We start from the raw sequence: 25,589 nt of genomic DNA on the forward strand, positions 1-25,589 counted from the left end.
CAAAAGACGGCGTTGATTCCAGTTTGATGCACAGGTGTGCATAACGCCTGTTCCCGAATTTTCGGGAAAAATGGGAGGAAATCATGAAGTCATTGAAATTTGCCCTTCTGGGCGGTCTTGCCATGTTGCCCGCCAGTGCGATGGCGGATGAATTGAATCTGATCTGTTCGGCTGATGTTGTCATCTGCGAGAAGCTCGTGAGCGAATTCGAGGCCAGCCATTCGGATACCGACGTGAACATGGTGCGCCTGTCGTCGGGTGAAGCCTATGCCAAGATCCGCGCAGAGGCCCGCAATCCGCAGACCGATCTCTGGTGGGGGGGCACCGGCGATCCGCATCTCCAGGCGGGCCATGACGGGCTGACCGCGAAATATGAATCGCCCATGCTGGACAAGCTTCAGGACTGGGCGCAGGGGCAGGCCGAAGTGTCGGACTACCATACCGTGGGCGTTTATTCCGGTGCGCTCGGCTGGGGCTACAATACCGAAATCTTTGAGGAAAAAGGCATCACGCCGCCAGCCTGCTGGGCCGATCTGCTGGATCCCGCGCTGAAGGGCGAGATCCAGATCGCCGACCCGAATTCCTCGGGAACCGCCTATACGACGCTGGCAACGCTGGTGCAGATTATGGGTGAAGACGAGGCATTCGACTTCCTCAAGAAGATGCATGCCAACGTCTCGCAGTACACCAAGTCGGGCAGTGCGCCGGTCAAGGCCGCCGCACGCGGTGAAACCGGCCTGGGGATCGTCTTCCAGCATGATGCGGTCTCGCAGGCCGTTGCCGGTTTCCCGATCGGCGTCGTCGCCCCCTGTGAGGGGACGGGTTACGAAATCGGCTCCATGTCGATCGTCAAGGGCGCCCAGAACCCCGAAGCCGCGGAGGCATTCTACAACTGGGTGCTGACGCCGGAGGTCCAGAACATGATGCCGGAAGCCGGTTCGTTCCAGATCCCGTCCAATGCCAGCGCAACGCCGCCCAAGGAGGCTCCGGACCTGTCGACGATCAAGCTGATCGATTACGACTTCGCGGAATATGGGAGTGCCGAACGGCGCAAGGCGCTGCTGGCGCGCTGGGATGAGGAAGTCGGCTCCCTGCCGCTTCAGTAATCGATCATCCCGAAGAGAGCGGGTGGCCGTCCGGTCACCCGCAGCCAGGCCTTCTGACCCATCGGACTGATCCATGACATCCAGAGACAACCGCAGGCTCGATCTGATCCTCGCGGCCGGGGTCTTCGCGCTGATCGCGATGCCCTGGTATCACATTCGCTCGGGCTTCTTCGGCTTCGAATGGCTGACCGACTTCATTTCCTCGGAAAAACTCTGGCCAGGTCTGGTGCAGGGACTGACGGGACGCTGGCAGCTATGGCCCGTTCTGGCATTGCTTGGCGTGGCCGTCTTCCTGCGGCTGACCCGGGCGCCCGGAAAACGTGGCGCTGCACTGATTTCCGTCGGTGTCGCCGGTCTGGTCTGGATGGTGGCCGAAGGGCTTGCCGTCGGCCTGCGCGGCTGGAACTGGGGACTGCTGGAAGCGATTTTCGGCGAGGTCGCCGGACAGCCGGCGTTCGGTGCCGGTGCTGTCGTTCTGGGGACCCTCTTCGCCCTGATGATTGCCTTTGGCGCCGCGGAACGCGGGGCGCTCAAGGGCGACGCCTTCGTGCTTGGCGCGATCACGCTGCTGGTGCTGCTGGTCGCCACATTTGTCTTTTATCCGCTGGTGTCGATGTTTGCCGGCGCCTTCCAGGACTTCGACGGCTCCTTCACAAGCGAAGGGGTGCGCCGCAACATCGTCGATCCCAAGATCTGGTCGCTGGCGTGCCTCTGGGGCGGGAACTGCGGCGTTGCCTGGCGGACCTTCTTCCTCGCGATCTGTACCGCGACCGGCACGACGCTGCTCGGCCTGGTGTTCGCGCTGGTGGCGACACGGACGGGATTCAGGTTCAAGAAGTCGCTGCGCCTGCTGACGGTGCTGCCGATCATCACGCCACCCTTTGTCGTCGGCCTTGCGCTGACCATGCTGCTGGGCCGTGCCGGATCGCTGACCCATGTGATCGAAGATGCCACGGGCTGGGAGCTGGGGCGCTGGCTCTATGGCCTGACCGGCATCTGGATCGCCCAGATGCTGAGCTTCACGCCGATTTCCTTCCTTGTGCTGATCGGGGTCGTGGACGGGATCAGTCCCTCGATGGAAGAGGCAAGCCAGACCCTTCGTTCCGACCGCTGGCGGACCTTTCGCAAGGTCTCTCTGCCGCTGATGGCCCCGGGACTGGCAAACGCCTTTCTGATCGGTTTCATCGAGTCCATGGCCGATTTCGGCAACCCTCTGGTGCTGGGCGGCTCCGGCGGTGTGCTGTCGACCGAGATCTTTTTCGCCGTTGTGGGCGCGCAGAACGATCCGGCCCGTGCCGCGGTTCTGGCGATGATCCTTCTGGTCTTCACCCTTTCGGCCTTCCTGGCGCAGCGGCTCTGGCTGTCCGGGCGCAACTTTGCCACGGTGACGGGCAAGGGGGACGGCGGACGGCATATCAGTCTGCCGCGCCGGGTCGGATGGCCGGTCATCACGGTCGCCGTCGCCTGGGCAGCCTTCACCATCACGGTCTATGCGATGATTCTGTTCGGAGGCTTCGTGAAGATCTGGGGCCTCGACCATTCCCTGACGCTCGATCACTATGCCAAGGCCTTCGGCATCGGCTGGGACGGCGGTATCCTGTGGACCGGCGTCGCCTGGAGCAGTTTCTGGACGACGATGGAGATCGCGCTGATCGCCGCCCCGCTCACCGCGGCGGTGGGGCTGCTGACCGCATGGCTGATCGTGCGGCAGAGGTTTCCGGGGCGCTCGGCCTTCGAGTTCGCGCTGATGATGAGCTTCGCCATTCCCGGCACGGTGATCGGCATCAGCTACATCATGGCCTTCAACCTGCCGCCCCTGCAGATGACCGGCACCGCCGCGATCCTGATCGCCTGCTTCGTCTTCCGCAACATGCCGGTGGGCGTGCGTGGCGGGGTGGCCGCGATGGCCCAGCTTGACGGCTCCCTCGACGAAGCGTCGCTGACGCTCGGGGCCAGCTCGGGCCGGACGATGCGCAAGGTGATCCTGCCGCTGATGCGGCCGGCGATCCTCGCCGCGCTGGTCTACAGCTTCGTGCGGGCAATCACCTCGATCTCGGCGGTGATCTTCCTGGTCAGCGCGAAATACAACATGGCCACGGCCTATATCGTCGGGCTGGTCGAAAACGGCGAATACGGCATTGCCATCGCCTATTCCTCGGTCCTGATCCTGGTGATGATCTCGGTGATCAGCGGCTTCCAGCTGCTGGTCGGCGAACGCCGTATCCGGCGGACCGAGCAAACGGACGCCACGTCCATTCCCCATGCAGAGGAAGCACGAGCATGAGTCAGACAAAGGGCGCTGTGACTTTCCGCAACGTGCGGAAGACCTTCGGCAGTTTCACTGCCATTCCCGACCTGTCGCTGGACATCGAGCCGGGAAAGCTGGTCACGCTCCTCGGTCCCTCGGGGTGCGGCAAGACAACCACCCTGCGCATGCTGGCCGGGCTGGAAAGTCCGACGGACGGTCAGATCCTGATCGGCGGTGACGATGTCACCCGCCTGCCTGCGGATCGGCGCGACGTGTCTATGGTGTTCCAGAGCTACGCATTGTTCCCGCATATGCGGGTCGGCCAGAATGTCGCCTACGGGCTGGAAGCGGGCGGCATGAAAACGGCCGAGGCGCGCAAGCGCGCGGAAGAGGCTCTGGAACTGGTGGGCCTGGCCGGTCTGTCGGGCCGGCTGCCGGCGGAGCTTTCCGGCGGTCAGCAGCAGCGTGTCGCCGTGGCCCGGGCGCTGGTGCTCGAACCGCAGGTTCTGCTGCTGGACGAGCCGCTGTCGAATCTCGACGCGCGGCTGCGCCGCAAGGTGCGTACGGACATCCGCGAATTGCAGCAGCGGCTCGGGTTCACGGCCGTTTATGTCACGCATGACCAGGAAGAGGCTCTTGCGGTCTCCGACACGATTGTCGTCATGAAGGACGGGAGGATCGCCCAGATCGGCACCCCCCGGGAATTGTACGAATCTCCCGCGTCCGAGTTTATCGCCGACTTCATCGGCGAGGCGAATGTGGTCGACGGCCGGGTGCTGTCGGTGGCAGGCGATGTCGCGCAGGTGGAACTGGGCGGTGTGACGCTGTCCCTGCCCGCGCGGGGACAGGATCCGGGCCCCGTTCAGCTGTCGCTGCGATCCAATGCGCTGAAAGTGACGGTCGATGGATCCGGGGTGCCGGGCACAATCGCCTCTTCGGCCTATCTCGGCGATCATGTTGAATATGAAATCGACGGTCCGCTGGGGCGGATTTTCGTGGTTGACGATGAAAGCGACACGCCCCTGCCTTCGGGCACGGCGGTTGCCCTGGAAGTGCGCCCGCGGGGCGTTGCACTGATCCCTGGAGGTGCATGATGCACAGTGACATGAATGCAGAGCGGCTCAAGCTGGCCGTTGATCTGGCCCGGCGTGCCGGAGACCTGGGTCTCGACTATTTCCGCCGGCGCGACGCGCTTGTTGTCGAGACGAAGCGCCATGTGACGGATCTGGTGTCGGAAGCGGACCGGGAACTCGAAACGCTGATCCGCACCGCCCTGGACAAGGCCTTTCCGGACGACGCGCAACTGGGCGAGGAACACGGCCTGAGCGAAGGGCACTCCGGCTTCACCTGGGTGATCGACCCGATCGACGGGACGGCGCCCTTCCTGAACGGTCTGCCAGGCTGGTGTGTCTCCATCGGCGCCTGTGATAGCGACGGGCCGGCGCTGGGCGTGATCTATGCGCCGGTGCTGGATGAGCTCTTCGTGGCCTTCCGGGGCAAGGGCGCCACGCTGAACGGAGCGCCGATCCAGGCGCTCGGGGGCGATCTGCGCGCCGGTCTGCTGGGGATCGGTGCCAACGACCGGGTGGCCAGCGAACGGGTCGGCCAGATGCTGACCGACCTGATGGACGCCGGCGTCGGCTGGATGCGCTACGGTTCCGGCGCGCTGATGCTGGCATGGGTCGCCGCCGGGCGGCTGGTCGGCTATGCCGAACCGCGCATGAACGCCTGGGACTGCATGGCGGGCTATGTGCTGATCAACGAGGCGGGCGGGCGCGTGCTGCCGTTCCCCGACGGCCCCGGCCTGCTGGTTCCCGCACCGGTCATGGGAACCTGTGCAGGCGCCTACGACGAACTCCACGAGATCTGCGCCTTCGGATCGACTCCGGACTGGTAGGAGTTATCTGCAAGGGGCAAGAGCGTCAGAGATCGTTTTGGGACCCAAGAGTGCTGCGGTGATGTGTTTCGCCTTTGATGCGAGAATTGAGTTCGCGAGGGGTCCCGGGTGGGGTTCAAGCGGCGAGAAGGTATAGATTGTCTGCGTCAACCGCTGCACCGCAATGCCGGAATAGATGGACTGGTTTAGCTGGTTGTCACGTGTAGCCGGACTTTCATAGTGCGCCAGCTTGCGCAAAAGGCTTCAGCACGATGTTCGATTTCGGGTGACGGGTTTATAACGAAAAATGTCCGCGGGCTGTATGCTGTTGCCCGAATGGCTATTGCTGGCATTCCGAATTGATTGATCCAGTGGTTTACTTCCTCATCATGGCCGCCAGGGCGGCGCGTGTTATGGTGGTAAATCACCGCACAACGCCCGCGCGCCAGATCACGAACCTCAGAGAGTGGTATCTGTTTGCCGAACGTGGCTCGCCCCTTACGCGTGTCTTTATCATCAACAATACCGTTGTCAGGATCTGCGAAGACAAGGTCGCATCCCTTGAGTTTCTGGATGACTCTTGAGAACCAGCTCTGTCGCCAATCTCGCCGTTTTCGTGCCGGGACACCTGTGACTTCTAGGCTTTCCTCAAATGAAATAGCGCCCGGCAGGACGGGCAACAAGGTTGCGAGCTTCCGCGCGCTAAGCACGACCTTCCCAAGATGATCAAAGAGTTCCGGGTCGAGAGCCTTGTAGGTATCTGGTTTTTGGAGATAGTCGATGTGGCGGCCATCCTTGTTGTGGGCTTCATCCGGAAAACGATACCATGCCAGACCAAGCTGGTGGCCCGGCGCGATTGCGCGCAATAGCCCGAGCTTTACGAAATCTCCGACATCACCGGCATATCTATCCTGCATTTTCACCCCGTTCTGAATTCCCCACCAATCTACAGACGCCTTTCTCTGTAATATTGAGGCAAGAAGGTTATGATCAGCAAATGACGCATTGCTGTCCTTTTGCAATCGGTGCCAAATGTCCTCTTCTCATCCAATCAGGTGTTTCAAACCGTTGGAGTCAGCATGGCTCCAAGTATGAAACATCACATCTCCGCGCGCGCGAATATGCCGACGATCCAGTCCAGAAACACCCGCACGCGGGGCGAAAGCTGGCGGTTCTGGGGATAGAAGGCGGCCAGGGGCAGGGGCGGGGGTGGCGTGTCGGGCAGGACCTCCACCAGCCGTCCGGCGGCAAGGTCCTCCCGGAAGCGGTAGCGGGGCGCCTGGATGAGACCGAAACCCTGCCGGGCGAGGTGATGGGTGGTGTCGGCATCGTTGGCGATCACCGTTGCGGGCAGGGTGATCTCTTCCCGGCGGTCGCCGGTCTGAAACTCCAGCGGCAGGGCTGCGCCGGTGCGCGAGGAGAGGAAGCCGACCATGCGGTGACCGGCGAGATCCCCGACCGATGCCGGCGTTCCGAAACGTTGCAGATAGGCCGGACTGGCGCAGGTGATTTCCGGCAGACTGGCCAGCTTGCGCATGATCATGCCGCTGTCGTCGGGATCTCCGGCGCGCAGGACGCAGTCGACGCCCTCGCGGACCAGATCCACCAGCCGTTCGCTCTGGCCCAGCTGCAGGGTGATCCCGGGATATCTCTCGAAAAAGCCGGACAGATGCGGCAGCAGGAAAACGCGGGTCAGGGTGCCAGGTGCATCGACCCGCAGCAGGCCGGAAGGTTCGTGCCCCCGCAGAGCGCCTTCGGCCTCTTCCAGATCGGCCAGGATCGCCACGCAGCGCCGGTAGTAGGTCTCGCCATCGGGCGTCGGCGCGACATGCCGGGTCGTGCGCTCCAGCAACCTGCTGCCCAGAGCCTTTTCCAGGCGCTGCACGGCTTCGGTGGCGGTCGAGCGGGGGATGTTCATGTCGGAGGCGGCCCTGGAGAAGCTGCCGCGTTCCACCACCCGCACGAACAGGCGCATTGTTTCGAGGCGATCGATCATTTGTTCGTAATAACCGAATTGATTTTCCGAAACCAGACAGATTGTTCGGCAGCTGTTCTTCGCTAGATGTCAGGTCTCGGCAACAAGGAGACCGATATGACCCAGGAACGGAAGACAGCCATCGTGACGGGGGGCAGCAAGGGTATCGGCGCAGCGATCTCGCAGCGCCTTGCCGGCGACGGTCACGCGGTGGTGGTGAATTACGCTCGTGACGAGACGAGCGCCAGGCAGGTTGTGGAGGTGATCGAAGGTGCCGGCGGCAGGGCACTGGCCGTCAAGGGGGATGTGGCGGAACCGGGATGCATGAAATCCCTGTTCGATGCCGCCGAAAAGGCCTTCGGTCCGGTGACCGTGCTGGTGAACAATGCGGGCGTCATGCATTGCGAACCGGTCGGCGCCGTTTCCGATGCGGATTTCGATGCCCAGTGCGCGGTGAATATCGGCGGCACCTTCCGGGGGTTGCGCGAGGCCGCCAACCGGCTGGCGGACAATGGCGCCATCGTCAGTCTGTCTTCGAGTGTCGTCGGCCTCTATCAGCCGACCTATGGCGTCTATGCCGCCACCAAGGCCGCCGTGGAAGCCATGACCCATGTACTGGCCAGGGAGCTCGGCGCGCGCGGCATCACCGTCAATTGCATCGCGCCGGGTCCTGTGGAAACGGAACTCTTCCTGGCCGGAAAACCGGAAGCGATGGTCGAGAAGATCCGCCAGATGTCCCCCTTCAGCCGGCTCGGGACACCGGAGGACATCTCCTCGGCGGTAGCCTTCCTGGCCGGGCCGGACGGACGCTGGATCAGCGGCCAGACCCTGCGTGCCAACGGTGGCATCATCTGACCGCACTGCCCCGCGAGAAAGCCAGGGTGTCGCGTGGTTTGCGGGCGTGCCGGCGTATTCCACCGTGCCGGAGTGCTTCCACTTTGTGCTGGAACAACGTGGCGGGGCAGCCGGGTTGCTAAATCTCTTTCCGACGGAATTTGAAATCGGAAGGAGAGACCGATGTTGACGCGTAGAGCCGCATTGATGGGGGCCGCTGGCATTGCCGCGAGTCCGCTTGTCGTAAAGGCCGCCCAGAGCGATGAGATCATGGACACGTCCATGGCTCCGCCCGCCGACCTGTCCACTCTCAAACGCATCAAGCACAAGCTGGTGGCTCCACCCTTCGTGCATGCGCACGATCAGGTGGGGCCCGCCGAGCCGCGGATCGTCGAATTCGAGATGAAGATCGTCGAGAAGGAAATCCAGGTCGCTGATGACGCCTATCTTCAGGCCATGACCTTCAACGGCTCGGTTCCCGGTCCGCTTATGGTGGTGCATGAAGGCGACTATGTCGAGCTGACGCTGTTCAACAGTGCCGACAACATGATGCAGCACAACATCGACTTTCACGCCGCCACCGGTGCGCTGGGCGGCGGGTCTCTGACGCTGGTCAATCCGGGCGAAAAGACCACGCTGCGCTTCAAGGCGACACGGCCGGGCACCTTTGTCTATCACTGCGCACCGGGTGGCCCCATGATCCCGTGGCACGTGGTCTCCGGCATGTCGGGCGCCATCATGGTCCTGCCGCGCGACGGGCTGAGCGATCACAACGGCAAGCCCGTGACCTACGACCGGGTCTATTACATCGGCGAGAACGACTTCTATATTCCGAAGGACGAGAACGGCGACTACATGCGCTTCGAGGACGTGGGCGACAGTTATGCCGACACGCTCGAAGTCATGAACGGGCTGATTCCAAGTCATGTGGTGTTCAACGGCAAGGTGGGCGCCCTGACCGGCGACGGCGCGCTGAAGGCAAATCAGGGCGAACGGGTGCTGTTCGTGCACAGCCAGGCCAACCGGGACTCCCGGCCGCATCTGATCGGCGGGCACGGAGATCTGGTCTGGGAGATGGGCAAGTTCAACAATCCGCCTGCCCGGGATCTGGAAACCTGGTTCATCCGCGGCGGTTCCGCGGGAGCCGCGCTCTACGAATTCCTGCAGCCGGGCGTCTACGCCTATGTGAACCACAATCTCATCGAGGCGGTGAATCTGGGCGCCACGGCGCATGTGCTGGTCGAGGGCGACTGGAACAACGACCTGATGGAACAGATCGTCGCCCCCACGGAATATGACGTCGCCTTCGAGGGCAAGACAGCGTTGCCGTGAAACGGCCGGACGTGATCCTAACAATTGGGGGCGGCCGTTTTTACGGCGGCCCCTTTTTTCATGTGAAAGGGGACTGACATGAAATCCCTCTACCTGGCCGGCGTGGCCCTGTCCGTCGTGGCGACCGCGACGGTAGCAAGCATATGGATCTTCCCCCGACCTGCCATCACGGATCTGCCGGCAACCGTCGTGATCGAACCGGGGCCGTTCAGTTACCGGCCCGCCGGGGTGTACCGGTTCTACGGAAAACTGGTCGATGCGCCCCTTGAGACGGAGGTGGCGGACAAACCGCTGGAGATCATGAAGTTTCAGGTGAGCCGCGCCGAATATGCCGCCTGCGTGGCCGATGGGGCCTGTCAGGCATCGGTGGTTTCGCAGGGAGGCAGTGCCACGAGCGCGGATCTGCCGCAAACGGAGGTCAACTGGTACGACGCGACCGCCTATGCGGCCTGGTTTTCACGCCAGACCCGCCAGCACTGGCGTCTTCCCGATGACCGGGAGTGGCAACGTGCGGCGGCGGAGCGGTTTTTCGAGGACGAGATCGTCCCCGAAGAGGAGGATGATCCGGCCCAGCGCTGGCTTGCCGCCTATGCGCGTAATGTCGCTGCCCGGGGGAGCGGCGAACCGGAGCCGCAACCGCGCGGAAGCTTCGGCGAAAACTCTCACGGGGTGGCGGATATGGCCGGTAATGTGTGGGAATGGACCACGACCTGCGTGGCGAACTCGGAATTGACCGCCGATGGCGTACCACCCGTCAAGCAGGAGTATTGCGGCGCCCATATCGCGGAAGGCAAGCACCGGGCGATCATCATCGATCTGGTGCGCAACCCGAAAGTGGGTGGTTGCGCCGTCGGCCTGCCGGCGGATTATGTCGGCTTCCGGCTGGTTCGCGCCAGATAGGGACCGATGCGCACAAGGAACAGGGCAAAGCCGGCGGCCCAGAGCAGCGCCGCGATCCAAAGGCCGGTGAGGCCGGCGAAGGAGATGTCCGGGAAACAGACCCGGATCAGGGCTGCCAGAAACACCATCGCGGCGGCGGCCGTCAGAACCGGCCCGGCCACCAGCGCGTTGCCGGTGTGCCCCAGGGAGGCGCGCATCATCACGGCGATGGTCATGCCGCCGATGGCGCCGATACCGAGCAGATGAACACCCACCGCCACGGGCAAAAGCCCGACGGAGGCGGCCGCGTCGGCCGCAAGGCCGAAGGGCACGAAACCGTAGGCCACATGCAGCATCAGCAGCAGCGGAGAGGGGCCGGTGCGTGCGCCCTGCCAGCGGCTCAGGCGCGTGAGGTGCAGCACCGCGGCGATCAGCAGCACGGCGCCCGCCGCTGGGCCTTCGGGATGAAAGGACCATGTCAGCAGCGCGATTGCACCGGCCACCAGGCAAACCGCATCGAAGCGGCTGGCGGGAGCAGGCAGATGCGCGGGATCGCGCTTGACCAGCCAGTTGCGGGTGAAGCTGGGAATGATCCGGCCGCCGATGAGAGTGATCAGGAAGATGACAACGGCCAGACCCAGCCGGCGGCCGATGTCGGCGCTGCCCTGGTTGAGCGCTTCGACATGAAACAGCAGGTTGGCGCCGAACAGGAGAAGGACCGGCACCACGACCATAAGGTTGCGCCAGTTGCGCCCGGCGACGATCTCCACCACGACCATGGCGACGATCGCGGCCAGAAATCCGGCGTCGATCAGCATCACCACGACAGCACCCGCGCCAAAAAGCCCGGCGCAGGCAAGCCGCCCGGCAATCCAGAGCGCCACCAGGATGGCCAGCGGCCAGCCACGCTTCGGCATCCGGCCTGTCCAGTTGGGAATTGCGGTGAACAGAAAGCCTGCGATGACGGCGGAGGCATAGCCGAACAGCATCTCGTGGACATGCCAGTCGGTCGGGGTGAACGGGCCGGCAATGGTCAGGCTTCCGTCCAGAACCAGCATCCAGATCACGATCGCCGCGATGGCGAAAACGGACGCCGCGAGGAAAAAGGGCCGGAAGCCGTAGCTGAACAGCGCCGGTCCACGGAAGGGGGGCCGGTTCGTATTTGTCATGACAGTACCTCCGGTCTTGTTGCCTTTCGTTTCAACAGGCAGGGGCGATGCCTGTTCTCAGCACCGCCCCGAAGTTCTTTCGACAGGTTTGCCGGTCACTTGACCTTGGCAAAGATCGCCTCGAACCGCTTCTTGGCCTTGCCCCTCTGCTTCACGGCGAGGGCGTCATCGAGGTTGGTGGCTTCGCCGACCTGGATCAGGGCCACCATGCCCATGCCGTAGTGGGGTGTGCATTTGATGCCATAGACGCCTTCGGCTTCCACGACGAGGGAAAAATCCTTGCTCATCTTGCTCTTGAATGCGGGAACCCCGTCCGGGAGCATGCCCTTGATGCCTTCCGCATTGTGCCCCTTGTCGACGGAAACGAAGACGATCGTATCGCCCGGTTCAGCGGCAATATAGTCGGGTTCGAACACCATGGATCCGGCTTCGCCCTTGTTGAGCATCTTGACTTCATGGGTTTCCGCAAACGCGGCCCCGGTCATCAGGGTGAGAATGGCGGCCAGCGCGAGAGTTTTGCGTAACATCGGAAAGCCCTTTCTTCGTTTCCGGAGTATTTTCTGTGGCCCCGTTATGCTTTAGTCCCCGTGGATAGACTTTGTGCTGCAACAAACTCCGGAACGACGCGTGACGAAAATTGACGAAAGCCTGCTGGCGGGCATTCCGCCCTTCCGGCGTCTGGAGCGGAAAGAGATCCGAGAGATCCTCGACCTTGCTGTCTCGAAGAGGTTCGACGAGGGCGTGGCGGTGTTTTCCGAGGGCATGCCCGCCGAACGCTTCTATCTCCTGCTCGACGGCTATATCCGCGCGGTGAAGACCACGCCGGGCGGCGAACATATCATCGCCATGCATATTTCCCCCGGCCAGCTGTTCGGCATAGCACCGGCGCTCGGGCGTGATAGCTATCCGGCAACGGCAATCACGGCTGCGGAAACGCTGGCGTTGTCATGGCCGGTACGGCTCTGGGGCGAATTCACCTCGAAATACGACGGGTTCGCCTCCGAGACCTACAAGGTGGTCGGCGACAGGCTGCAGGATATCCAGTCGCAGCTGTCCGAACTGGCGACGCAGGCCGTGGAACAGCGGCTCGCGTCGGCGCTGCTCAGGATGGTCAACCAGTCCGGCCGGAAAGTCGACAACGGCATCGAGATCGCCTTTCCGGTGACCCGGCAGAACATTTCGGAAATGACGGGCACGACGTTGCACACGGTTAGCCGGGTGCTGAGTGCCTGGCAGAAACAGGGCGTCGTGGAAAGCACGCGGCGGCACATCGTGGTCACACAGCCGCATCAGCTGGTGCTGTTGAGCGGGGTTTCCGGCTAAGCCCCGGCGGTCCATCCGGCCGGCCAGAACCATGGAACGCGTGTTTACAGCCCCGCCGCGGCGCGCAGCTCGGCACGAAACACCTGTTCGTCCAGATCGTATTCCCTGCAGGCATCGATGACCGTGTGGAACGGTGCAATGGGGCATCCGTAACAGAGCATCCGGTGCCGGATGAACACGGAAGGGGTCTGTGGCCAGACCCTGAACAGCAGGGTCAACGGCAGATCAGGATCGTCGATCTTCGCTTGTTGCATGGCACGATCTCCCGTGCATTTCGAAGTGCCCCAACGCGTGTTGTTCGGAAATGTCAGGAGCCCCCGAGACCTGACGGTGAATTGTCTCCTTCATGACATGAGAATTCTTCGACTTCTTTGTTCTGCAACAACATTGGCCCTTTCCGTTCGCTGTAACCCGGTCTGATCCGCAACAACGATCAGGTTTGGCACCATGTCAGAGATCCTTACCAAGTCGCGGGCCAGAAACGTTTTTTATGGGGGATCGCTGTTCTTCATAGTCGTTTTCGTGGCCATGACGATTCACAGTCACCTTTATGTGGTGTCCACATCGACCGCAGGCATGCCGCTGACGGAGGACGTCAAGCTCGGCAAGGAAGTCTGGGAGCGTCACAGCTGCATCAACTGTCACACGCTGCATGGCGAAGGGGCCTATTTCGCGCCCGAACTGGGCAACGTGATGACGCGCTGGGGCGTCATGGAAGACCCGGAGTCGGCCTATGAAATCCTCGACGGCTGGATGAAGGCGCAGCCTTCCGGCGTGGAAGGGCGCCGCCAGATGCCGCATTTCGACATCAACGACGAAGAGATGCGCGCCCTGGCCGAATTCCTGCGCTGGGCCGATCAGACAGATACCCAGAACTGGCCGCCGAACGACGCGGGCTGAGGGAGAAACTTCATGAAATATCAATCGCAAAAAGTGGCTTATGCCTACTTCCTGGCGGCCATGGGGCTGTTCGGGATCCAGGTGATCGGCGGTCTGCTGGCGGGCTGGATCTACATTTCCCCCAACACGCTGTCCGAGCTTCTGCCGTTCAACATCATCCGCATGATCCACACCAACGCCCTGATCGTCTGGCTTCTGCTGGGGTTCTTCGGAGCGGCCTATTATCTCGTGCCGGAGGAAAGCGAACGGGAGATCTATTCGGTCAAGCTGGCCTATCTGCAGCTGATCATCCTTGTCGTCGGCACGCTGGGCGCGGTGGCGAGCTATCTGGTGGGCATCCACGGCGGGCGGGAATTCCTGGAGCAGCCGCTTTGGGTCAAGTTCGGCATCCTGGTGGCGGCGGTGATCTTCCTGATCAACATCTCACTGACGGTGCTCGCCGGTCGCAAGACCGCGATCACCAACGTGCTGCTCACCGGTCTGTGGATGCTGTCGCTGCTGTGGATCTTCGCCTTCATCAATCCGGCGAACCTCAGTCTCGACAAGATGTACTGGTGGTTCATCGTCCATCTGTGGGTGGAAGGCACCTGGGAGCTGGTCATGGCCTCGATCCTCGCCTTCCTGATGCTGAAGCTCACCGGCGTCGACCGCGAGGTGATCGAGAAATGGCTCTATGTCATTGTCGCGACGGCGCTGTTTTCCGGTATTCTGGGAACCGGCCACCACTTCTACTGGATCGGTCTGCCCGGATACTGGCAGTGGGTCGGGTCGGTGTTCTCGACCTTCGAGGTGGTGCCGTTCTTCGCCATGATGAGCTTTGCCTTCCTGATGGTCTGGAAGGGGCGGCGCAATCATCCCAACAAGGCGGCATTGCTGTGGTCGCTGGGGTCCGCGACGGTTGCCTTCTTCGGCGCCGGCGTGTGGGGCTTCCTGCACACGCTGCATGGGGTGAACTACTACACCCACGGCACGCAGGTGACGGCGGCGCACGGGCATCTGTCCTTCTATGGCGCCTATGTGGCCCTGAATCTGGCGATGTTCACCTACGCCATGCCGGTGCTGAAAGGCCGGGCGCCCTACAACCAGGTGCTGAACATGGCCAGCTTCTGGCTGATGACCGGCGGGATGGCCTTCATGACCTTCGTGCTGACATTTGCCGGCACCATCCAGACCCATATGCAGCGGGTGGTCGGTGACTACTACATGGATGTGCAGGACCAGCTCGAGATCTTCTACATCATGCGCTTCGGCGCCGGTGCGGCCGTGGTGCTGGGGGCCCTGTTGTTCATCTACAGCCTGCTCGTTCCGCGCAGCGAGATCGTCAAGGAGGGCAACGAGGCGGCTGCTGCCGAAGGAAGCCGGGCATGAACGCTCCCATGAAAGATGCGGTCGAGGGCCTGTCCATTCCCTTCTACCGCCCCGTCGGCAACGAATGCACGTTGTTCGAGACGGCTCACGCCAATGGTCTGCCCCTTCTTCTGAAGGGGCCGACCGGCTGCGGCAAGACGCGGTTCGTGGAGCATATGGCGGCCAGACTCGGCCGTCCGCTCTACACGGTGGCCTGTCACGACGATCTTTCGGCGGCCGATCTCATCGGCCGCTACTTGTTGCGCGGCGGCGAGACGGAATGGGTCGACGGCCCCTTGACGCGGGCCGTGCGCGAAGGCGCCATCTGTTATCTCGACGAGGTGGTCGAGGCGCGCAAGGATGTCACCGTTGTGCTGCATCCGCTGACCGACAACCGCCGCCGGCTGCTGATCGACCGGACCGGCGAGGAACTGACCGCCCCGCCGGGCTTCATGCTGGTGGCCAGCTACAACCCCGGCTACCAGAATATTCTCAAGCGCCTGAAACCGTCTACCCGGCAGCGCTTCCTGTCGATCGGCTTCGACTTTCCGGATGCGGCCACCGAAACGGCTGTTGTCGCCCGGGAGAGTGGCCTTGAGGAAAGCCGGGTTGCGCCCCTGGTACGGCTCGCCGGCCGTGTGCGGTCCCTGTCGGGGATGGATCTGGAGGAAGGGATCTCGACGCGGCTGCTGATCTATGCGGCGACGCTGATCGCAGGCGGCATGCCGCTTGAACGGGCGCTGGAAGCGGCGGTGATCGAGCCCCTGACGGACGAGGCGGATGTGCAACAGGCCCTGCGCGACCTGATCGCCGTGGTCTACGGGTGAACGGAGGATCGTCATGATCAGTCCGCTGGACCTGATGGAGCCGGAGGAAACCGTCGGCAATCTCTGGCACGACTGGGCCAGCCGGATGGCCTCGACCGAAGGCTATCGGGACTGTGCGGTTCCCCTGGAAGCGGTGCGCGTCAGTCTTGCGGTGCTGTTTCGCGCGCTTGGCGGTGCGGGCGGCGTGGAGATTGACGCGGCGCCGGCCACGGCCGCGCGCCATCGCCTCGGCGCGTTGCGCACCATCGGCGATTCTCGGCAACTGGAACATACGGCCAGTTTCGACGGCGAGCGCCTGCGGCTGCCGCCGGTGATGGACATGTTTCCGGCGCGCGATCTCAACCGTGCCGCCTATCTGTGGCTGGCGGCAATGGCGGCCTGCGGCGACGGCCTGACGGACGCGGAAGTGCCCGCCGATCCGCTGGCCGCGGATGTGCACCATCTGGTGGCGATGGAAGCGGTGACGGCCCGTGTCCTCAAGGTCTGCCCGGGACTGGAGGGCCCGCATGCGGCACTGCGCGCGTCACTGCTCGACAGCCGCGAATCCCACGCCAATGGTGGCGTGGAGACCCTGGTTGAAGAGCTGATCTGCTGGCATCTGGGCGCGCCGGCTCTGCTCACGGAGCCTGCCGGCGATCTGATGCGCCGGTACCGGACCGGAACGCTGCAGGCGCCGCGCGGCTATGCGCCGCCCGCACCGGTGCCGATCTGGCTGCGGCTGGAGCGTGCGGCGCCCGGAAGGGCGGCTGCCGATCCGGAGGCCGGAACGGCGCCGCCGGGGCTGGCGACGACGACGCGGAAAGTAGGCATCCGCGAGGATCGCGAGGAAGCCAACCGCAAGGACAGTTTCATCATCCACCGGTTCGAGGCGATCCTGAGCTGGGTCGAGAGCATGAACCTCAACCGCTCGGTCGACGATGACGATCAGGACAACGCCAGCAAGGCGGCCGAGGACCAGGATCACATCACCCTGTCGCAGAACAACAGGCGCGCGGCGACACGGCTGCGCCTGCATCTGGATCTGGCCCCCCAGGACGCCGATCACGAACGCCTGGCGGCTCCCAGTACCTATCCGGAATGGAACCACCGCTCCGGCGCCTTCATGCCCGATCACTGCCGGGTACTGGAAGCCGAGGCCATTGCCGACGAACGGCAGGGCGTGGTTGCCGACCCGCGCCTGGTGACCCGTGTGCGCCGGCAGTTCGAGACCCTGCATCCGCGCCGCATCCTGCGTCCGCGCCAGATCGAAGGGGCGGAACTGGATCTCGATGCGCTGATCGCCGCCCAGGTCTCGGTGCGGGCCACGGGTGCGGGCAGCGACCGGATCTATCAGAGCCTGCGGGTGACCGAACGCGATCTCAGCGTGGCCGTGCTGATGGACTGCTCGCGGTCGACGGAGGCGGTCATCGGCGAGCGCTCGGTGATCGACACGGCGCGCGAGGCGCTGGTGGCGCTGGCCGGCGGCATCGATGCGGCGGGCGACCGTTTCGGCATCTGGGGTTTCTCGTCGCTGCGCCGCGACAGGGTCTTCCTGACCCGCTGCAAGCATTTCGATACGCCGATGTCGGCTGCGGTCACGGCCCGCATCGGCAGTCTGCGCCCGGGGCACTACACAAGGTTGGGCGCCGCGGTCCGTCACACGTCGGCGCAGCTGGCGAAGGAAACCGCGACCCGCAAGCTGCTGCTCGTGCTGACCGACGGCAAGCCCAACGATCTCGATCACTATGAGGGCGTGCACGGTATCGAGGACAGCCGGATGGCGGTGCGCGAAGCGCGCATGCAGGGGCAGGCGGTGCATGCCATCATCATCGATGCGGACGGCCAGGACTGGTTCGCACGGATCTTCAACCGGGCCGGATTCACTCTTCTGCCCGATCCGGCGCGCCTGACCCGCGCGCTTCCCGACATCTATCGTTCGCTGATACAGGAGACCTGACATGCGCGTCCTTCCCGTTTTTGCTGCCCTTCCGGCTGTGCTGGCGGCACCGGTCCAGGCTCTTGCCGCCGGTGTGCAGCGGCCGATTCCCAATCCGCAATCGGCAACCGCCGAATTGTGGTTCTTCGTGGCCTCGGTCGGGCTTCTGCTGGCGCTGGCCGCGGTGCACTGGCTGGTCGCACGACGATGAGCGCGCGTTTCGACCGGACATCCCGGCCGGGCTGGAAACTGCTTGCCGCGCTCTATCCGTTCGGCGCCGGTGCCGCGGCCGTCAACCTGTTCTTCGCCTCGCTGATCGCTAGCTGGGTCGGTTGGCGGGTGCTGACGCCTTACGAGGCAGTTACCGGAGGGCTGTTGCTGGGCCTGCCCGCCACCTGGGCCTTCGCGCGGCACATCAGGCGGCTGATGGACAAGGCCGAGCCCCGCGCCTGAGCGGCCGGTTTCGGGACGAAAATCTTCTGGCATGGGGTTTGCGGGACGGCTACCGTGCGGGGGTCGCACCGAAGGATGCAGACCGACCTTTAATTGTCAGGAGATTTTAATGAAAATCACAGTCATGACCCTCGCACTCTTGACCGCGGCAACGCCGGTCGTTGCCGAGGATGCGCTTCTTACCGAAACCCTGGATTTCACGTCGGGAATATTCCAGCTGCAGACAGGCGTTCCGGGAATGATTGCCGCGGTGGTGCGCGATGGGGAGACTGCAGTTGTCGGTGTCGGCGAACTCAAAAAGGGCAGCGGCATTGCGCCGAACGGAGACACGACACTCAATATCGGCTCGATCACCAAATCGTTCACGGGCCTGACACTTGCAACTCTGGCCGCCGAAGGAACGGTCGCGCTTACCGATCCGGCCGGGCCGCTGGTCGACTCCATCGGGAAGCTGCCCGAACGCGACGGTCACGAGATCCGGCTCATCGACCTTGCGACCCAGGCCAGCGGCCTTCCGCGCGAACTCACCCCCGTCGATAACGTCGAGAAATACAGCGACGCTTCCTTCGCGGCCAATTTCAAGGACGCCGACTTGCTGTTCACGCCGGGAACCGGTCTGCTTTATTCCAACGTCGGTTTCGACGTGCTTGCCATGGCCCTGTCGGGAGCCGCCGGAAAGCCCTACGACGATCTTCTGAAGGAGAAGGTGCTTGACCCGCTCGGCCTGACCGCGACGAGCTACAGTCTGCCGACCGGCGACAATGTCATGACCGGTTACGACTGGAACGGCAACGAGATTGACGGCGGGGGCGAGATCCCCAACAGATACGGTGCGTCGCAGATCTTCACCACGGCCAACGACATGCTGCGGTATCTTGAGTGGAACCTCGACCGGTTCGGCAGCGAGGGCATGGAAGTGCGTGCGATAAGCCACGCGGCCTGGGTGATCCGGGACGGACTTGACCCGGTCTACGGCCTGGACGAATCCGGCCATATGGACGCAATGGGTCTCGGCTGGGTCATCATGATGCCCGAGGGCGATCGTCCGCTGATCATCCAGAAGGCCGGCGGCAGCGATGGGGTGTTCAGCTATCTCGCTTTTGCCCCGAACCGCGGCGTCGGTGTCTTCATGGCCATCAACCAGTTCAACTTTGCCGCCGGTCTGGACATGGCGCAGGTCGCCAACGACCTGATCACCAACCTGGCACCGCGCTGACGCGGGCGGCCTGACAGGGCGTGGCGCGGCGCATTCGGCGAAAATCGCGTCATGTCCTGACGTCTGTTTCCTGTCAAAACCCTCTCCCCCGGAATGGGGGAGAGGCGAGCAATCCGGGAGATCCGGGCCTGAAAACGGGGCCGGACTGCCGGTGCAATATGTCCCGGGTGGTGAGGAAAGCGGACGGTCCGTGCAGCCCGGTGGCGTGAGCCCTGGCAGGAGACCGGCAGAACGCAAGAGGGGTGACGGCGCTGGTCTGGTGCCCTCAGCGGTGTTCGATCAGATCCCATCAGTTGCCGAAGGGATCCTGGAACACGGCCACCTTGCCGTAAGGCTCCGTGCGCGGCGCCTCCAGAAAGGTGACGCCGGCGTCCTGCATGGCCTGATGGTCCCGGTCGAAATCATCCGTGTTCAGGAACAGGAACACCCGGCCGCCGGTCTGGTTGCCGATGGCGGCCTGCTGGTCCTCTCCGTCCGCGCGCGCGAGCAGGAGGCGGGTCTCCTTGCTGCCTGGCGGGGCAACCAGCACCCATCGCTTCTCGTCAGAATTCCGGGTGTCCTCGATCAGGTCGAAGCCGAGCTTCTGCGTGTAGAACGCGATGGCCTGATCGTAATCGGGGACAACGAGCGTCACGGCGCCGATGACCTGTTTCATGAGGGATCTATTGCGCCTTGCGGTAGACGGTGATGTTGGTGAAGCTCGCCACGTCGACCAGATGCACCGTCTGGGTGATGGTCAGGGTGTTGCCGTCCTCGGAGAGTTCCCGCTCTGCCTTCATCAGCGTCAGGCCGCCCCGGCGGGCTTCGGAGACCAGCTTGCGGTCGCCCTGGAAGACGAGGCGCATGGCGTCGACCAGCCCGCTCTTGCCCAGTTTCACTTCCGGCCCGTCCGGCAGGGCTTCGAAGGTGTCGTTGATCACTTCGCCGTCGGCGCTCACCTGGTTCATGGAAAACACGGCCATGCCGAAATTGTCCTCGATCCGGAGCGTGGCGCTTTTCGGCGGATCGCCCTGCTCGAAATCGCTTTCCTCCGTGTCGAGGATCCAGGTACCGAGAAAGGGTGCGAGTTTGTCTTCGTTCATCTGACCAACTGGGGTTTGAAAAGAAAAGCCGCCACCGGGATACCCGCTGGCGGCTCGTGGTGCAAATGGCGATGCCGTCAGGCGCTGACCGCGTCCAGTTCGGCAAGGATGGCGTCGCCCATTTCCGCGGTGGAGATGGTTGCCTGTCCCTCGGCCGCGATGTCCTTTGTGCGCAACCCCTTGTCGAGGGCATTGGCGATGGCCTTGTCCAGCATGTCGGCGGCGGCCACCTGTTCGAAGGAGTAGCGCAGCGCCATGGCGAAGCTGGCGATCATGGCGATCGGGTTGGCGGCGCCCGTGCCGGCAATGTCCGGGGCGGAGCCGTGGACCGGCTCATAGAGGGCCTTGCGCTTGCCTGTGGTCTCGTCGGGTGCGCCGAGCGAGGCGGACGGCAGCATGCCGAGCGAGCCGGTCAGCATGGCGGCAACGTCGGACAGCATGTCGCCGAACAGGTTGTCGGTGACGATGACGTCGAACTGCTTGGGCCAGCGCACGAGCTGCATGCCGCCGGCATCGGCCAGCATGTGCTCCAGCTGGACGTCCTGGTATCCGTTTGCGTGGGTCTGGGTAACGACCTCATTCCACAGAACGCCGGATTTCATCACGTTCCGTTTTTCCATGGACGTGACCTTGTTTTTCCGGGTCCGGGCCAGTTCGAAGGCGACCCGGGAGATGCGCTCGATTTCGTAGGTGTCATAGACCTGGGTGTCGACAGCGCGCTTCTGGCCGTTGCCCAGGTCGCGAATTTCCTTCGGTTCACCGAAATAGACGCCGCCGGTCAGTTCGCGCACGATCAGGATGTCGAGGCCTTCGATGATGTCCTTTTTCAGGGATGAGGCATCGGCAAGGGCCGGGTAGCAGATGGCCGGGCGCAGGTTGGCGAAGAGCTCCATGTCCTTGCGCAGGCGCAGCAGGCCGGCTTCCGGGCGCACGTCATAGGAAACGTCGTCCCACTTCGGGCCGCCGACGGCACCGAAGATGACCGCGTCCGCCGCCATGGCCTTGGCCATGTCCGCATCGGAGATCGCCTGACCGTGGGCGTCATAGGCGCAGCCGCCGACCAGACCTTCGTCGGTTTCAAAGGACATGCCGCCCTTGTCGTTGAACCAGGCGATGACCTTTTTCACTTCCAGCATGATTTCCGGGCCAATGCCGTCACCCGGCAAAAGCAGAAGATTTTGAGAAGCCATGGACGCTTCCTCCCGCATTGTTAGAAATTCGTTCGCGTTGGGTTAGCGCGTCGGCCGCGGTCTTTCAAGGCAAAGCCGGTTGCGAAGAACTCAATCGTCGGCGTGCGAAAGGTCAAGGACGGCCGCAAACGGCCCGGTTGCTCAGCTGGCGGTCCAGTTTCGACCGGCCTGCCAGAGAAGATTGAGGGCCAGGGCCGTCATCACCCACCTGAAACCGGTCCTGAAGGTTTTCTCCTCCATGCGGCCGAGCAGGTAGCTGCCGGTCACGGTTCCCAGAAATCCGCTGGCGATCATCATCACGATCAGGCCCGCCCATGGAGCGAAGGCAAAGCCGAGCAGGCCGAAGGCGATGATCTTGAAGACATGCATGATCAGCGCGGTGACCGCCTGGTTGGCGACGAAATCGTGGCGCGGCAGATTCAGTGTCGCAAGAACCGCCGCGCCGATGGGGCCGGCGGCGCCGAAAAACATCGACAGGAACGTGGAGGCGAAGCCGGCGGCGGCCATGGCCCGTTTCCGGGCCTTGCCCAGCTTCGGCGTGCGGCCCCACACCACCCAGAGCACAAAGATGCCGATGCCCGCCTTGAGAACCGCTGCAGGCAGTTCCACCACTATGCTGCCGCCGAGGGCGGCTCCGAAAACAGCGCCGATGGCGAACCAGAAGGCGATCAGCCAGTCGACATGTTTCAGCTGCACCAGGGCGCGCCCGGCATTGGAGCCTAACTGGACAACGCCGTGAACCGGAACCAGGGCGCTTGCCGGCATCAGCATCGCCATGACGGCGATCAGCGCCACACCGCCGCCAAGCCCAACGGCTGCGGTGACGGCGGATGTGAAGAAACTCATGCACACCAGCAGGATCGTGGGGAGCGTGCCGAGCTGATCGGGAAAGATCAGCCCCAGAAATTCGCTCACGTCAGGCCCATCTCTTGTTGGCGTAGTTGACGGCTTCGCGCACGTCGAGCCTGCGGGTGGAATTTCCGCTGCGCAGGTAGAACACCGAGGCGTTGTTCTCCTCCAGATAGACCGCGCGTGGCGCCGAGCTCACGATGATCATGGCGACATCCTTGTCTTCCACCTGCGTGAACACGGTATGGATATAGGGGCAGAGGTCGCCGCCGAGGTCTTTCGAGACAATGTCGTTGACCGTGCGTTCGAAGGAATCGAGATCAGGGCTCTTCAGGGTGGCGAGATCCTTGTCGAGGCCGAGCGGCCGGCCATCGTCGTCCACTCCGATCAGAAGATGGCCGCCATCGGCGTTGAAGAATCCGGCCAGGGTCTTGGCGATGACCTTCTCCAGACCCCGGTTGACGTGATTTTCCTTCATGTCCCAGCGCAGAGAGGCCTTGAACTCCACCCGGTTGGTCTCTCCCTGTTTCATCAGGTCCGGAATCAGGGCGGTCTGTTCCTCGCGCAGGGAGCGGTAGGCGGTTGACGTGCGCATGTAGTTGCGCGTGAAAATGCCGAAGGCGAGACCGATGACGGCGCCAAGCGCCGTATAGGCAACCGCCACATCGACATGCCTCGGAAAGATCACCAGCCACAGGCGGTTGGAGAGGAACTCATACAGGCCGGGGGCCGCCTCGGGTGCGCGCGCCAGCTCCCACCAGATCACTAGCAGGTTCAGGGGGTGGATCACGAGGACACCGACCACGGCGCCGACAAGCACATAGGCCGCCAGAAAGGAGAGTTTGAAGGGGGAAAGGGTCATGTCGAAACGTCCAGGGAAGTAACGGCGGGGCCGGGCCAGTCTAAAAGGAAAACCTGTCGGTCGTCATCCCGTCGCCGAAAGCAGGCAGCCGGTACATCCTCCGGTCCCGACCTCTCCGTCCGGGCCGCCATGGGAGGCAGCAATCCGGACGGTCTTCGGCGGGACCCGTGTCACGCTGTGGCGGGCAGGGCGGTTTCGACCAGCTTCACCCAGTAGGAACAGCCGACGGGGATCAGTTCGTCATTGAAATCATACGCCGGGTGATGAAGACCGGCGCTGTCGCCGTTTCCGGCGAAGATGAACGCGCCGGGGCGTTCCTCCAGCATGTAGGAGAAATCCTCGCCGCCCATCATCGGTTCGATGTCCCGGTCGACCTTGCCCGCACCGGAAATGCCCTCGGCGATTTCCGCGGCGAAGTCGGTCTGCGCATCGTGGTTGACCGTGACCGGGTACCCGCGGGTGAATTGCAGCTCGGCGGTCGCGCCGAAGGTCTCGCCGACCGATCTGACGATGGTTTCCATGCGCTCCTGCGCCAGGTCGCGCATGGCCGGAGACAGGGTGCGCACGGTGCCGCGCAGCGTCACGTCCTGCGGAATGACGTTGAACGCATTGCCGCCCTGGAACACCGTCACGGAGACGACGAGGGAATCGAGCGGATTGGCATTGCGGCTGGCGATGGTCTGCAGGGCGCTGACCATCTGCGCGCCGACAACGATCGGGTCAATGGTTTCATGCGGCTTGGCCGCGTGGCCGCCGCGGCCGGTGATCCGGATCAGGAACTCGTCGGTGGCCGCCATGATCCCGCCCTTGCGGATCGCGAATTCACCCACCGGCAGGCCGGGGTAGTTGTGCATTCCGTAGACTTCCTCGATGGGCCAGCGGGTCATCAGGCCGTCATCGATCATTGCCTTGGCGCCGGCGCCGCCTTCTTCGGCCGGCTGGAAGATCACCACGACCGTGCCGTCGAAGTTGCGCGTCTCGGCGAGATATTTCGCCGCGCCCAGCAGCATGGCGGTATGGCCGTCATGGCCGCAGGCGTGCATCTTGCCCGGAACCCTGGAGGCATAGGGCTTGCCGGTGACTTCCTCGATGGGCAGGGCATCCATGTCCGCCCGCAGGGCTATGGTTTTGCCGATGCCGCCGTTCCTGCCCTTGATCACGCCCACGACACCGGTCCTGCCGATGCCTGTGGCGACTTCATCCAGCCCGAAGCTCTCCAGAAGTTCCGTCACCTTTGCGGCGGTCCGGACGGTTTCATAGAGAATTTCCGGGTTTTCGTGAAAATCGCGGCGCCAGGCCGTGATCTCGTCGGTCAGATCAGCAAGGCGGTTAATGACGGGCATGCAGGTCTCCTGAAAAACAGCGGATCGGAAGCACGCGTGGCGCGGGCATTGCGGATCCCGCCATCGAAGCGGAAGGTGGTGTGCAATAACCTACCTCAAGCGGTAAAAAGGGGAAGTAGGCTTGACGAAAAACTTTTGTGCCGGACTGTCGGACGCGCCGCTTTTCATCGTCCTTCCGGCAAGACCTGTTCTGACTTCATGCGATAGACACAGGTGCGCTTGATCTCGTTGTCCTCGAGGGCGCCGACGACCGGGACGTTGTAGACGGCAAGCTCGGTCAGCCGGGTTTTCGGCAGGCAGGATCTGCCCGGATCGCCCACCAGAACATCCGTGCCCCGCTCCAGCAGCCGGTCCAGCAGGCCGGTCACCTTGTCCGCCATGGCCCTGTCGTAGAAGACGTCGCCGCAAAAGACGATATCGGCGTCCGGTGGTGGAGACGCGGTGATGTCCGCCATTTCGAGACTGAGGGCGACCCCGTTGAGCTCCGCGTTGAGACCTGCCGCGGCAAGGGCGAAGGGGTCGATGTCGACCGCATGGCAGGACGTGGCGCCGGCCATCATGGCAGCGATGCCCACAAGACCGGAGCCACAGGCAAAATCCAGTACCCGTCTGCCGCGAACCAGATCCGGCGTGTCGAGAATATAGCGGGCAAGGCCCTGTCCCCCCGCCCAGGCAAAGGCCCAGAAGGGCGGCGCCAGGCCCAGTTCTCCCAGGTCCTCTTCGGTCTTCTGCCACAGCGCCATGGCCTCGTCGGCCACATGCAGGCGGATTTCCTCCGCATGCGGTACCGGCCTTATGCGGGTCTCCCGGCGGATGAAGTCGATAGGGTCCTTGATAGGCGTCATTCGCTTCACCGTCTGGCG

27 protein-coding genes are annotated in these 25,589 nt (G+C 63.4%); 15 read left to right on the top strand and 12 right to left on the bottom strand.

Annotation, left to right across the window (positions count from 1 at the left end; translation table 11 throughout):
* The first annotated feature begins 83 nt into the window (after positions 1–83).
* The 4 genes from DCO57_RS11660 (at position 84) to DCO57_RS11675 (ending at position 5,251) form a co-directional block, all read left to right on the top strand.
* Positions 84–1,106 (top strand): ABC transporter substrate-binding protein, encoded by a 1,023-nt coding sequence (locus tag DCO57_RS11660; RefSeq protein WP_116699072.1) that lies wholly within the window; start codon positions 84–86, stop codon positions 1,104–1,106.
* A 73-nt stretch (positions 1,107–1,179) separates the two neighbouring features.
* A complete protein-coding gene (locus DCO57_RS11665; RefSeq protein WP_116699073.1) occupies positions 1,180–3,390 on the top strand; it encodes an iron ABC transporter permease in 2,211 nt (736 codons plus the stop codon).
* Entirely contained in the window at positions 3,387–4,448 is a 1,062-nt protein-coding gene (locus DCO57_RS11670; protein ID WP_116699074.1) for an ABC transporter ATP-binding protein, read from the top strand. The genes DCO57_RS11665 and DCO57_RS11670 overlap by 4 nt, the downstream gene beginning before the upstream one ends.
* Positions 4,445–5,251, top strand: coding sequence for an inositol monophosphatase (locus DCO57_RS11675; protein ID WP_208977907.1), 807 nt, complete (start codon positions 4,445–4,447; stop codon positions 5,249–5,251). Before DCO57_RS11670 ends, DCO57_RS11675 begins: the two co-directional genes overlap by 4 nt.
* Before the next feature lie 185 nt (positions 5,252–5,436).
* Here DCO57_RS11675 and DCO57_RS11680 read toward each other — a convergent pair whose 3' ends face one another.
* Both DCO57_RS11680 and DCO57_RS11685 read right to left on the bottom strand, forming a co-directional pair.
* Positions 5,437–6,252: a hypothetical protein gene (locus DCO57_RS11680; RefSeq protein WP_133192661.1), complete on the bottom strand. Its 816-nt coding sequence runs from the start codon at positions 6,250–6,252 to the stop codon at positions 5,437–5,439.
* A 77-nt stretch (positions 6,253–6,329) separates the two neighbouring features.
* On the bottom strand, positions 6,330–7,223 hold the full coding sequence (locus tag DCO57_RS11685; RefSeq protein ID WP_116699159.1) for a LysR family transcriptional regulator: 894 nt from the start codon (positions 7,221–7,223) through the stop codon (positions 6,330–6,332).
* A 99-nt stretch (positions 7,224–7,322) separates the two neighbouring features.
* Here DCO57_RS11685 and DCO57_RS11690 point away from each other — a divergent pair, with 99 nt between their 5' ends.
* The 3 genes from DCO57_RS11690 (at position 7,323) to DCO57_RS11700 (ending at position 10,271) form a co-directional block, all read left to right on the top strand.
* On the top strand, positions 7,323–8,060 hold the full coding sequence (locus DCO57_RS11690) for an SDR family oxidoreductase (protein ID WP_116699160.1): 738 nt from the start codon (positions 7,323–7,325) through the stop codon (positions 8,058–8,060).
* 162 nt (positions 8,061–8,222) lie between these two features.
* Positions 8,223–9,371, top strand: a complete 1,149-nt coding sequence (gene nirK / locus DCO57_RS11695) for a copper-containing nitrite reductase (RefSeq protein ID WP_116699076.1) — start codon at positions 8,223–8,225, stop codon at positions 9,369–9,371.
* 78 nt (positions 9,372–9,449) lie between these two features.
* Complete coding sequence (locus tag DCO57_RS11700) at positions 9,450–10,271, top strand: SUMF1/EgtB/PvdO family nonheme iron enzyme (protein WP_116699077.1); 822 nt, start codon at positions 9,450–9,452, stop codon at positions 10,269–10,271.
* Here DCO57_RS11700 and DCO57_RS11705 read toward each other — a convergent pair.
* Positions 10,238–11,419 carry an NnrS family protein gene (locus tag DCO57_RS11705; RefSeq protein ID WP_116699078.1) on the bottom strand — a complete coding sequence of 394 codons (1,182 nt, stop codon included), beginning with the start codon at positions 11,417–11,419 and terminating at the stop codon, positions 10,238–10,240. The two genes, DCO57_RS11700 and DCO57_RS11705, sit on opposite strands and share 34 nt — an antisense overlap.
* Before the next feature lie 95 nt (positions 11,420–11,514).
* The gene (locus tag DCO57_RS11710) at positions 11,515–11,946 is read right to left on the bottom strand and encodes a pseudoazurin (protein WP_205756135.1); all 432 of its coding nucleotides are present in this window, start codon (positions 11,944–11,946) and stop codon (positions 11,515–11,517) included.
* Between the two features lie 100 nt (positions 11,947–12,046).
* On the opposite strand from DCO57_RS11710, the gene DCO57_RS11715 reads away from it, so the two are divergent.
* Positions 12,047–12,742 (top strand): Crp/Fnr family transcriptional regulator, encoded by a 696-nt coding sequence (locus tag DCO57_RS11715; protein ID WP_116699079.1) that lies wholly within the window; start codon positions 12,047–12,049, stop codon positions 12,740–12,742.
* A 44-nt stretch (positions 12,743–12,786) separates the two neighbouring features.
* Here the strand turns inward: DCO57_RS11715 and DCO57_RS11720 are convergent, their stop codons facing one another.
* Positions 12,787–12,996, bottom strand: a complete 210-nt coding sequence (locus tag DCO57_RS11720; protein WP_116699080.1) for a DUF1858 domain-containing protein — start codon at positions 12,994–12,996, stop codon at positions 12,787–12,789.
* A 193-nt stretch (positions 12,997–13,189) separates the two neighbouring features.
* On the opposite strand from DCO57_RS11720, the gene DCO57_RS11725 reads away from it, so the two are divergent.
* From DCO57_RS11725 to ampH, 7 genes are all read left to right on the top strand, one after another.
* The gene (locus DCO57_RS11725) at positions 13,190–13,642 is read left to right on the top strand and encodes a cytochrome c (RefSeq protein WP_116699081.1); all 453 of its coding nucleotides are present in this window, start codon (positions 13,190–13,192) and stop codon (positions 13,640–13,642) included.
* A gap of 12 nt (positions 13,643–13,654) precedes the next feature.
* Positions 13,655–15,010, top strand: coding sequence for a cbb3-type cytochrome c oxidase subunit I (locus DCO57_RS11730; RefSeq protein WP_116699082.1), 1,356 nt, complete (start codon positions 13,655–13,657; stop codon positions 15,008–15,010).
* Positions 15,007–15,816 (top strand): CbbQ/NirQ/NorQ/GpvN family protein, encoded by an 810-nt coding sequence (locus DCO57_RS11735; protein ID WP_116699083.1) that lies wholly within the window; start codon positions 15,007–15,009, stop codon positions 15,814–15,816. The genes DCO57_RS11730 and DCO57_RS11735 overlap by 4 nt, the downstream gene beginning before the upstream one ends.
* 13 nt (positions 15,817–15,829) lie before the next feature.
* Entirely contained in the window at positions 15,830–17,752 is a 1,923-nt protein-coding gene (locus tag DCO57_RS11740) for a VWA domain-containing protein (RefSeq protein ID WP_116699084.1), read from the top strand.
* A gap of 1 nt (position 17,753) precedes the next feature.
* Positions 17,754–17,942 carry a hypothetical protein gene (locus DCO57_RS11745; protein ID WP_116699085.1) on the top strand — a complete coding sequence of 63 codons (189 nt, stop codon included), beginning with the start codon at positions 17,754–17,756 and terminating at the stop codon, positions 17,940–17,942.
* A complete protein-coding gene (locus DCO57_RS11750) occupies positions 17,939–18,184 on the top strand; it encodes an NnrT protein (protein ID WP_116699086.1) in 246 nt (81 codons plus the stop codon). The genes DCO57_RS11745 and DCO57_RS11750 overlap by 4 nt, the downstream gene beginning before the upstream one ends.
* Positions 18,185–18,293: 109 nt before the next feature.
* A complete protein-coding gene (ampH, locus tag DCO57_RS11755; protein WP_116699087.1) occupies positions 18,294–19,400 on the top strand; it encodes a D-alanyl-D-alanine-carboxypeptidase/endopeptidase AmpH in 1,107 nt (368 codons plus the stop codon).
* Positions 19,401–19,689: 289 nt separating this feature from the next.
* Here the strand turns inward: ampH and DCO57_RS11760 are convergent, their stop codons facing one another.
* From DCO57_RS11760 to DCO57_RS11790, 7 genes are all read right to left on the bottom strand, one after another.
* Positions 19,690–20,055: a VOC family protein gene (locus DCO57_RS11760; RefSeq protein WP_116699088.1), complete on the bottom strand. Its 366-nt coding sequence runs from the start codon at positions 20,053–20,055 to the stop codon at positions 19,690–19,692.
* A gap of 7 nt (positions 20,056–20,062) precedes the next feature.
* Positions 20,063–20,482 (bottom strand): hypothetical protein, encoded by a 420-nt coding sequence (locus DCO57_RS11765; protein WP_116699089.1) that lies wholly within the window; start codon positions 20,480–20,482, stop codon positions 20,063–20,065.
* 77 nt (positions 20,483–20,559) lie between these two features.
* Entirely contained in the window at positions 20,560–21,672 is a 1,113-nt protein-coding gene (leuB, locus tag DCO57_RS11770) for a 3-isopropylmalate dehydrogenase (RefSeq protein WP_116699090.1), read from the bottom strand.
* 141 nt (positions 21,673–21,813) lie between these two features.
* Complete coding sequence (locus tag DCO57_RS11775) at positions 21,814–22,587, bottom strand: sulfite exporter TauE/SafE family protein (protein ID WP_208977908.1); 774 nt, start codon at positions 22,585–22,587, stop codon at positions 21,814–21,816.
* A gap of 1 nt (position 22,588) precedes the next feature.
* Positions 22,589–23,383, bottom strand: a complete 795-nt coding sequence (locus tag DCO57_RS11780; RefSeq protein ID WP_116699091.1) for an ATP-binding protein — start codon at positions 23,381–23,383, stop codon at positions 22,589–22,591.
* 170 nt (positions 23,384–23,553) lie between these two features.
* The gene (locus DCO57_RS11785) at positions 23,554–24,726 is read right to left on the bottom strand and encodes a M20 aminoacylase family protein (RefSeq protein ID WP_116699092.1); all 1,173 of its coding nucleotides are present in this window, start codon (positions 24,724–24,726) and stop codon (positions 23,554–23,556) included.
* A gap of 164 nt (positions 24,727–24,890) precedes the next feature.
* Positions 24,891–25,571 carry a methyltransferase gene (locus tag DCO57_RS11790; protein WP_116699093.1) on the bottom strand — a complete coding sequence of 227 codons (681 nt, stop codon included), beginning with the start codon at positions 25,569–25,571 and terminating at the stop codon, positions 24,891–24,893.
* Positions 25,572–25,589: the final 18 nt, after the last annotated feature.

Source organism: Labrenzia sp. 011, assembly GCF_003075075.1.
Lineage (GTDB): Bacteria > Pseudomonadota > Alphaproteobacteria > Rhizobiales > Stappiaceae > Roseibium.

Excerpts from the sequence above, each read along its gene's own strand:
- DCO57_RS11660 (WP_116699072.1), top strand. The coding sequence starts at position 84 with ATGAAGTCATTGAAATTTGCCCTTCTGGGCGGTCTTGCCATGTTGCCC.
- DCO57_RS11665 (WP_116699073.1), top strand. The coding sequence starts at position 1,180 with ATGACATCCAGAGACAACCGCAGGCTCGATCTGATCCTCGCGGCCGGG.
- DCO57_RS11670 (WP_116699074.1), top strand. The coding sequence starts at position 3,387 with ATGAGTCAGACAAAGGGCGCTGTGACTTTCCGCAACGTGCGGAAGACC.
- DCO57_RS11675 (WP_208977907.1), top strand. The coding sequence starts at position 4,445 with ATGATGCACAGTGACATGAATGCAGAGCGGCTCAAGCTGGCCGTTGAT.
- DCO57_RS11690 (WP_116699160.1), top strand. The coding sequence starts at position 7,323 with ATGACCCAGGAACGGAAGACAGCCATCGTGACGGGGGGCAGCAAGGGT.
- nirK (WP_116699076.1), top strand. The coding sequence starts at position 8,223 with ATGTTGACGCGTAGAGCCGCATTGATGGGGGCCGCTGGCATTGCCGCG.
- DCO57_RS11700 (WP_116699077.1), top strand. The coding sequence starts at position 9,450 with ATGAAATCCCTCTACCTGGCCGGCGTGGCCCTGTCCGTCGTGGCGACC.
- DCO57_RS11705 (WP_116699078.1), bottom strand. The coding sequence starts at position 11,419 with ATGACAAATACGAACCGGCCCCCCTTCCGTGGACCGGCGCTGTTCAGC.
- DCO57_RS11710 (WP_205756135.1), bottom strand. The coding sequence starts at position 11,946 with ATGTTACGCAAAACTCTCGCGCTGGCCGCCATTCTCACCCTGATGACC.
- DCO57_RS11720 (WP_116699080.1), bottom strand. The coding sequence starts at position 12,996 with ATGCAACAAGCGAAGATCGACGATCCTGATCTGCCGTTGACCCTGCTG.
- DCO57_RS11725 (WP_116699081.1), top strand. The coding sequence starts at position 13,190 with ATGTCAGAGATCCTTACCAAGTCGCGGGCCAGAAACGTTTTTTATGGG.
- DCO57_RS11730 (WP_116699082.1), top strand. The coding sequence starts at position 13,655 with ATGAAATATCAATCGCAAAAAGTGGCTTATGCCTACTTCCTGGCGGCC.
- DCO57_RS11735 (WP_116699083.1), top strand. The coding sequence starts at position 15,007 with ATGAACGCTCCCATGAAAGATGCGGTCGAGGGCCTGTCCATTCCCTTC.
- DCO57_RS11740 (WP_116699084.1), top strand. The coding sequence starts at position 15,830 with ATGATCAGTCCGCTGGACCTGATGGAGCCGGAGGAAACCGTCGGCAAT.
- DCO57_RS11745 (WP_116699085.1), top strand. The coding sequence starts at position 17,754 with ATGCGCGTCCTTCCCGTTTTTGCTGCCCTTCCGGCTGTGCTGGCGGCA.
- DCO57_RS11750 (WP_116699086.1), top strand. The coding sequence starts at position 17,939 with ATGAGCGCGCGTTTCGACCGGACATCCCGGCCGGGCTGGAAACTGCTT.
- ampH (WP_116699087.1), top strand. The coding sequence starts at position 18,294 with ATGAAAATCACAGTCATGACCCTCGCACTCTTGACCGCGGCAACGCCG.
- DCO57_RS11760 (WP_116699088.1), bottom strand. The coding sequence starts at position 20,055 with ATGAAACAGGTCATCGGCGCCGTGACGCTCGTTGTCCCCGATTACGAT.
- DCO57_RS11765 (WP_116699089.1), bottom strand. The coding sequence starts at position 20,482 with ATGAACGAAGACAAACTCGCACCCTTTCTCGGTACCTGGATCCTCGAC.
- leuB (WP_116699090.1), bottom strand. The coding sequence starts at position 21,672 with ATGGCTTCTCAAAATCTTCTGCTTTTGCCGGGTGACGGCATTGGCCCG.
- DCO57_RS11780 (WP_116699091.1), bottom strand. The coding sequence starts at position 23,383 with ATGACCCTTTCCCCCTTCAAACTCTCCTTTCTGGCGGCCTATGTGCTT.
- DCO57_RS11785 (WP_116699092.1), bottom strand. The coding sequence starts at position 24,726 with ATGCCCGTCATTAACCGCCTTGCTGATCTGACCGACGAGATCACGGCC.
- DCO57_RS11790 (WP_116699093.1), bottom strand. The coding sequence starts at position 25,571 with ATGACGCCTATCAAGGACCCTATCGACTTCATCCGCCGGGAGACCCGC.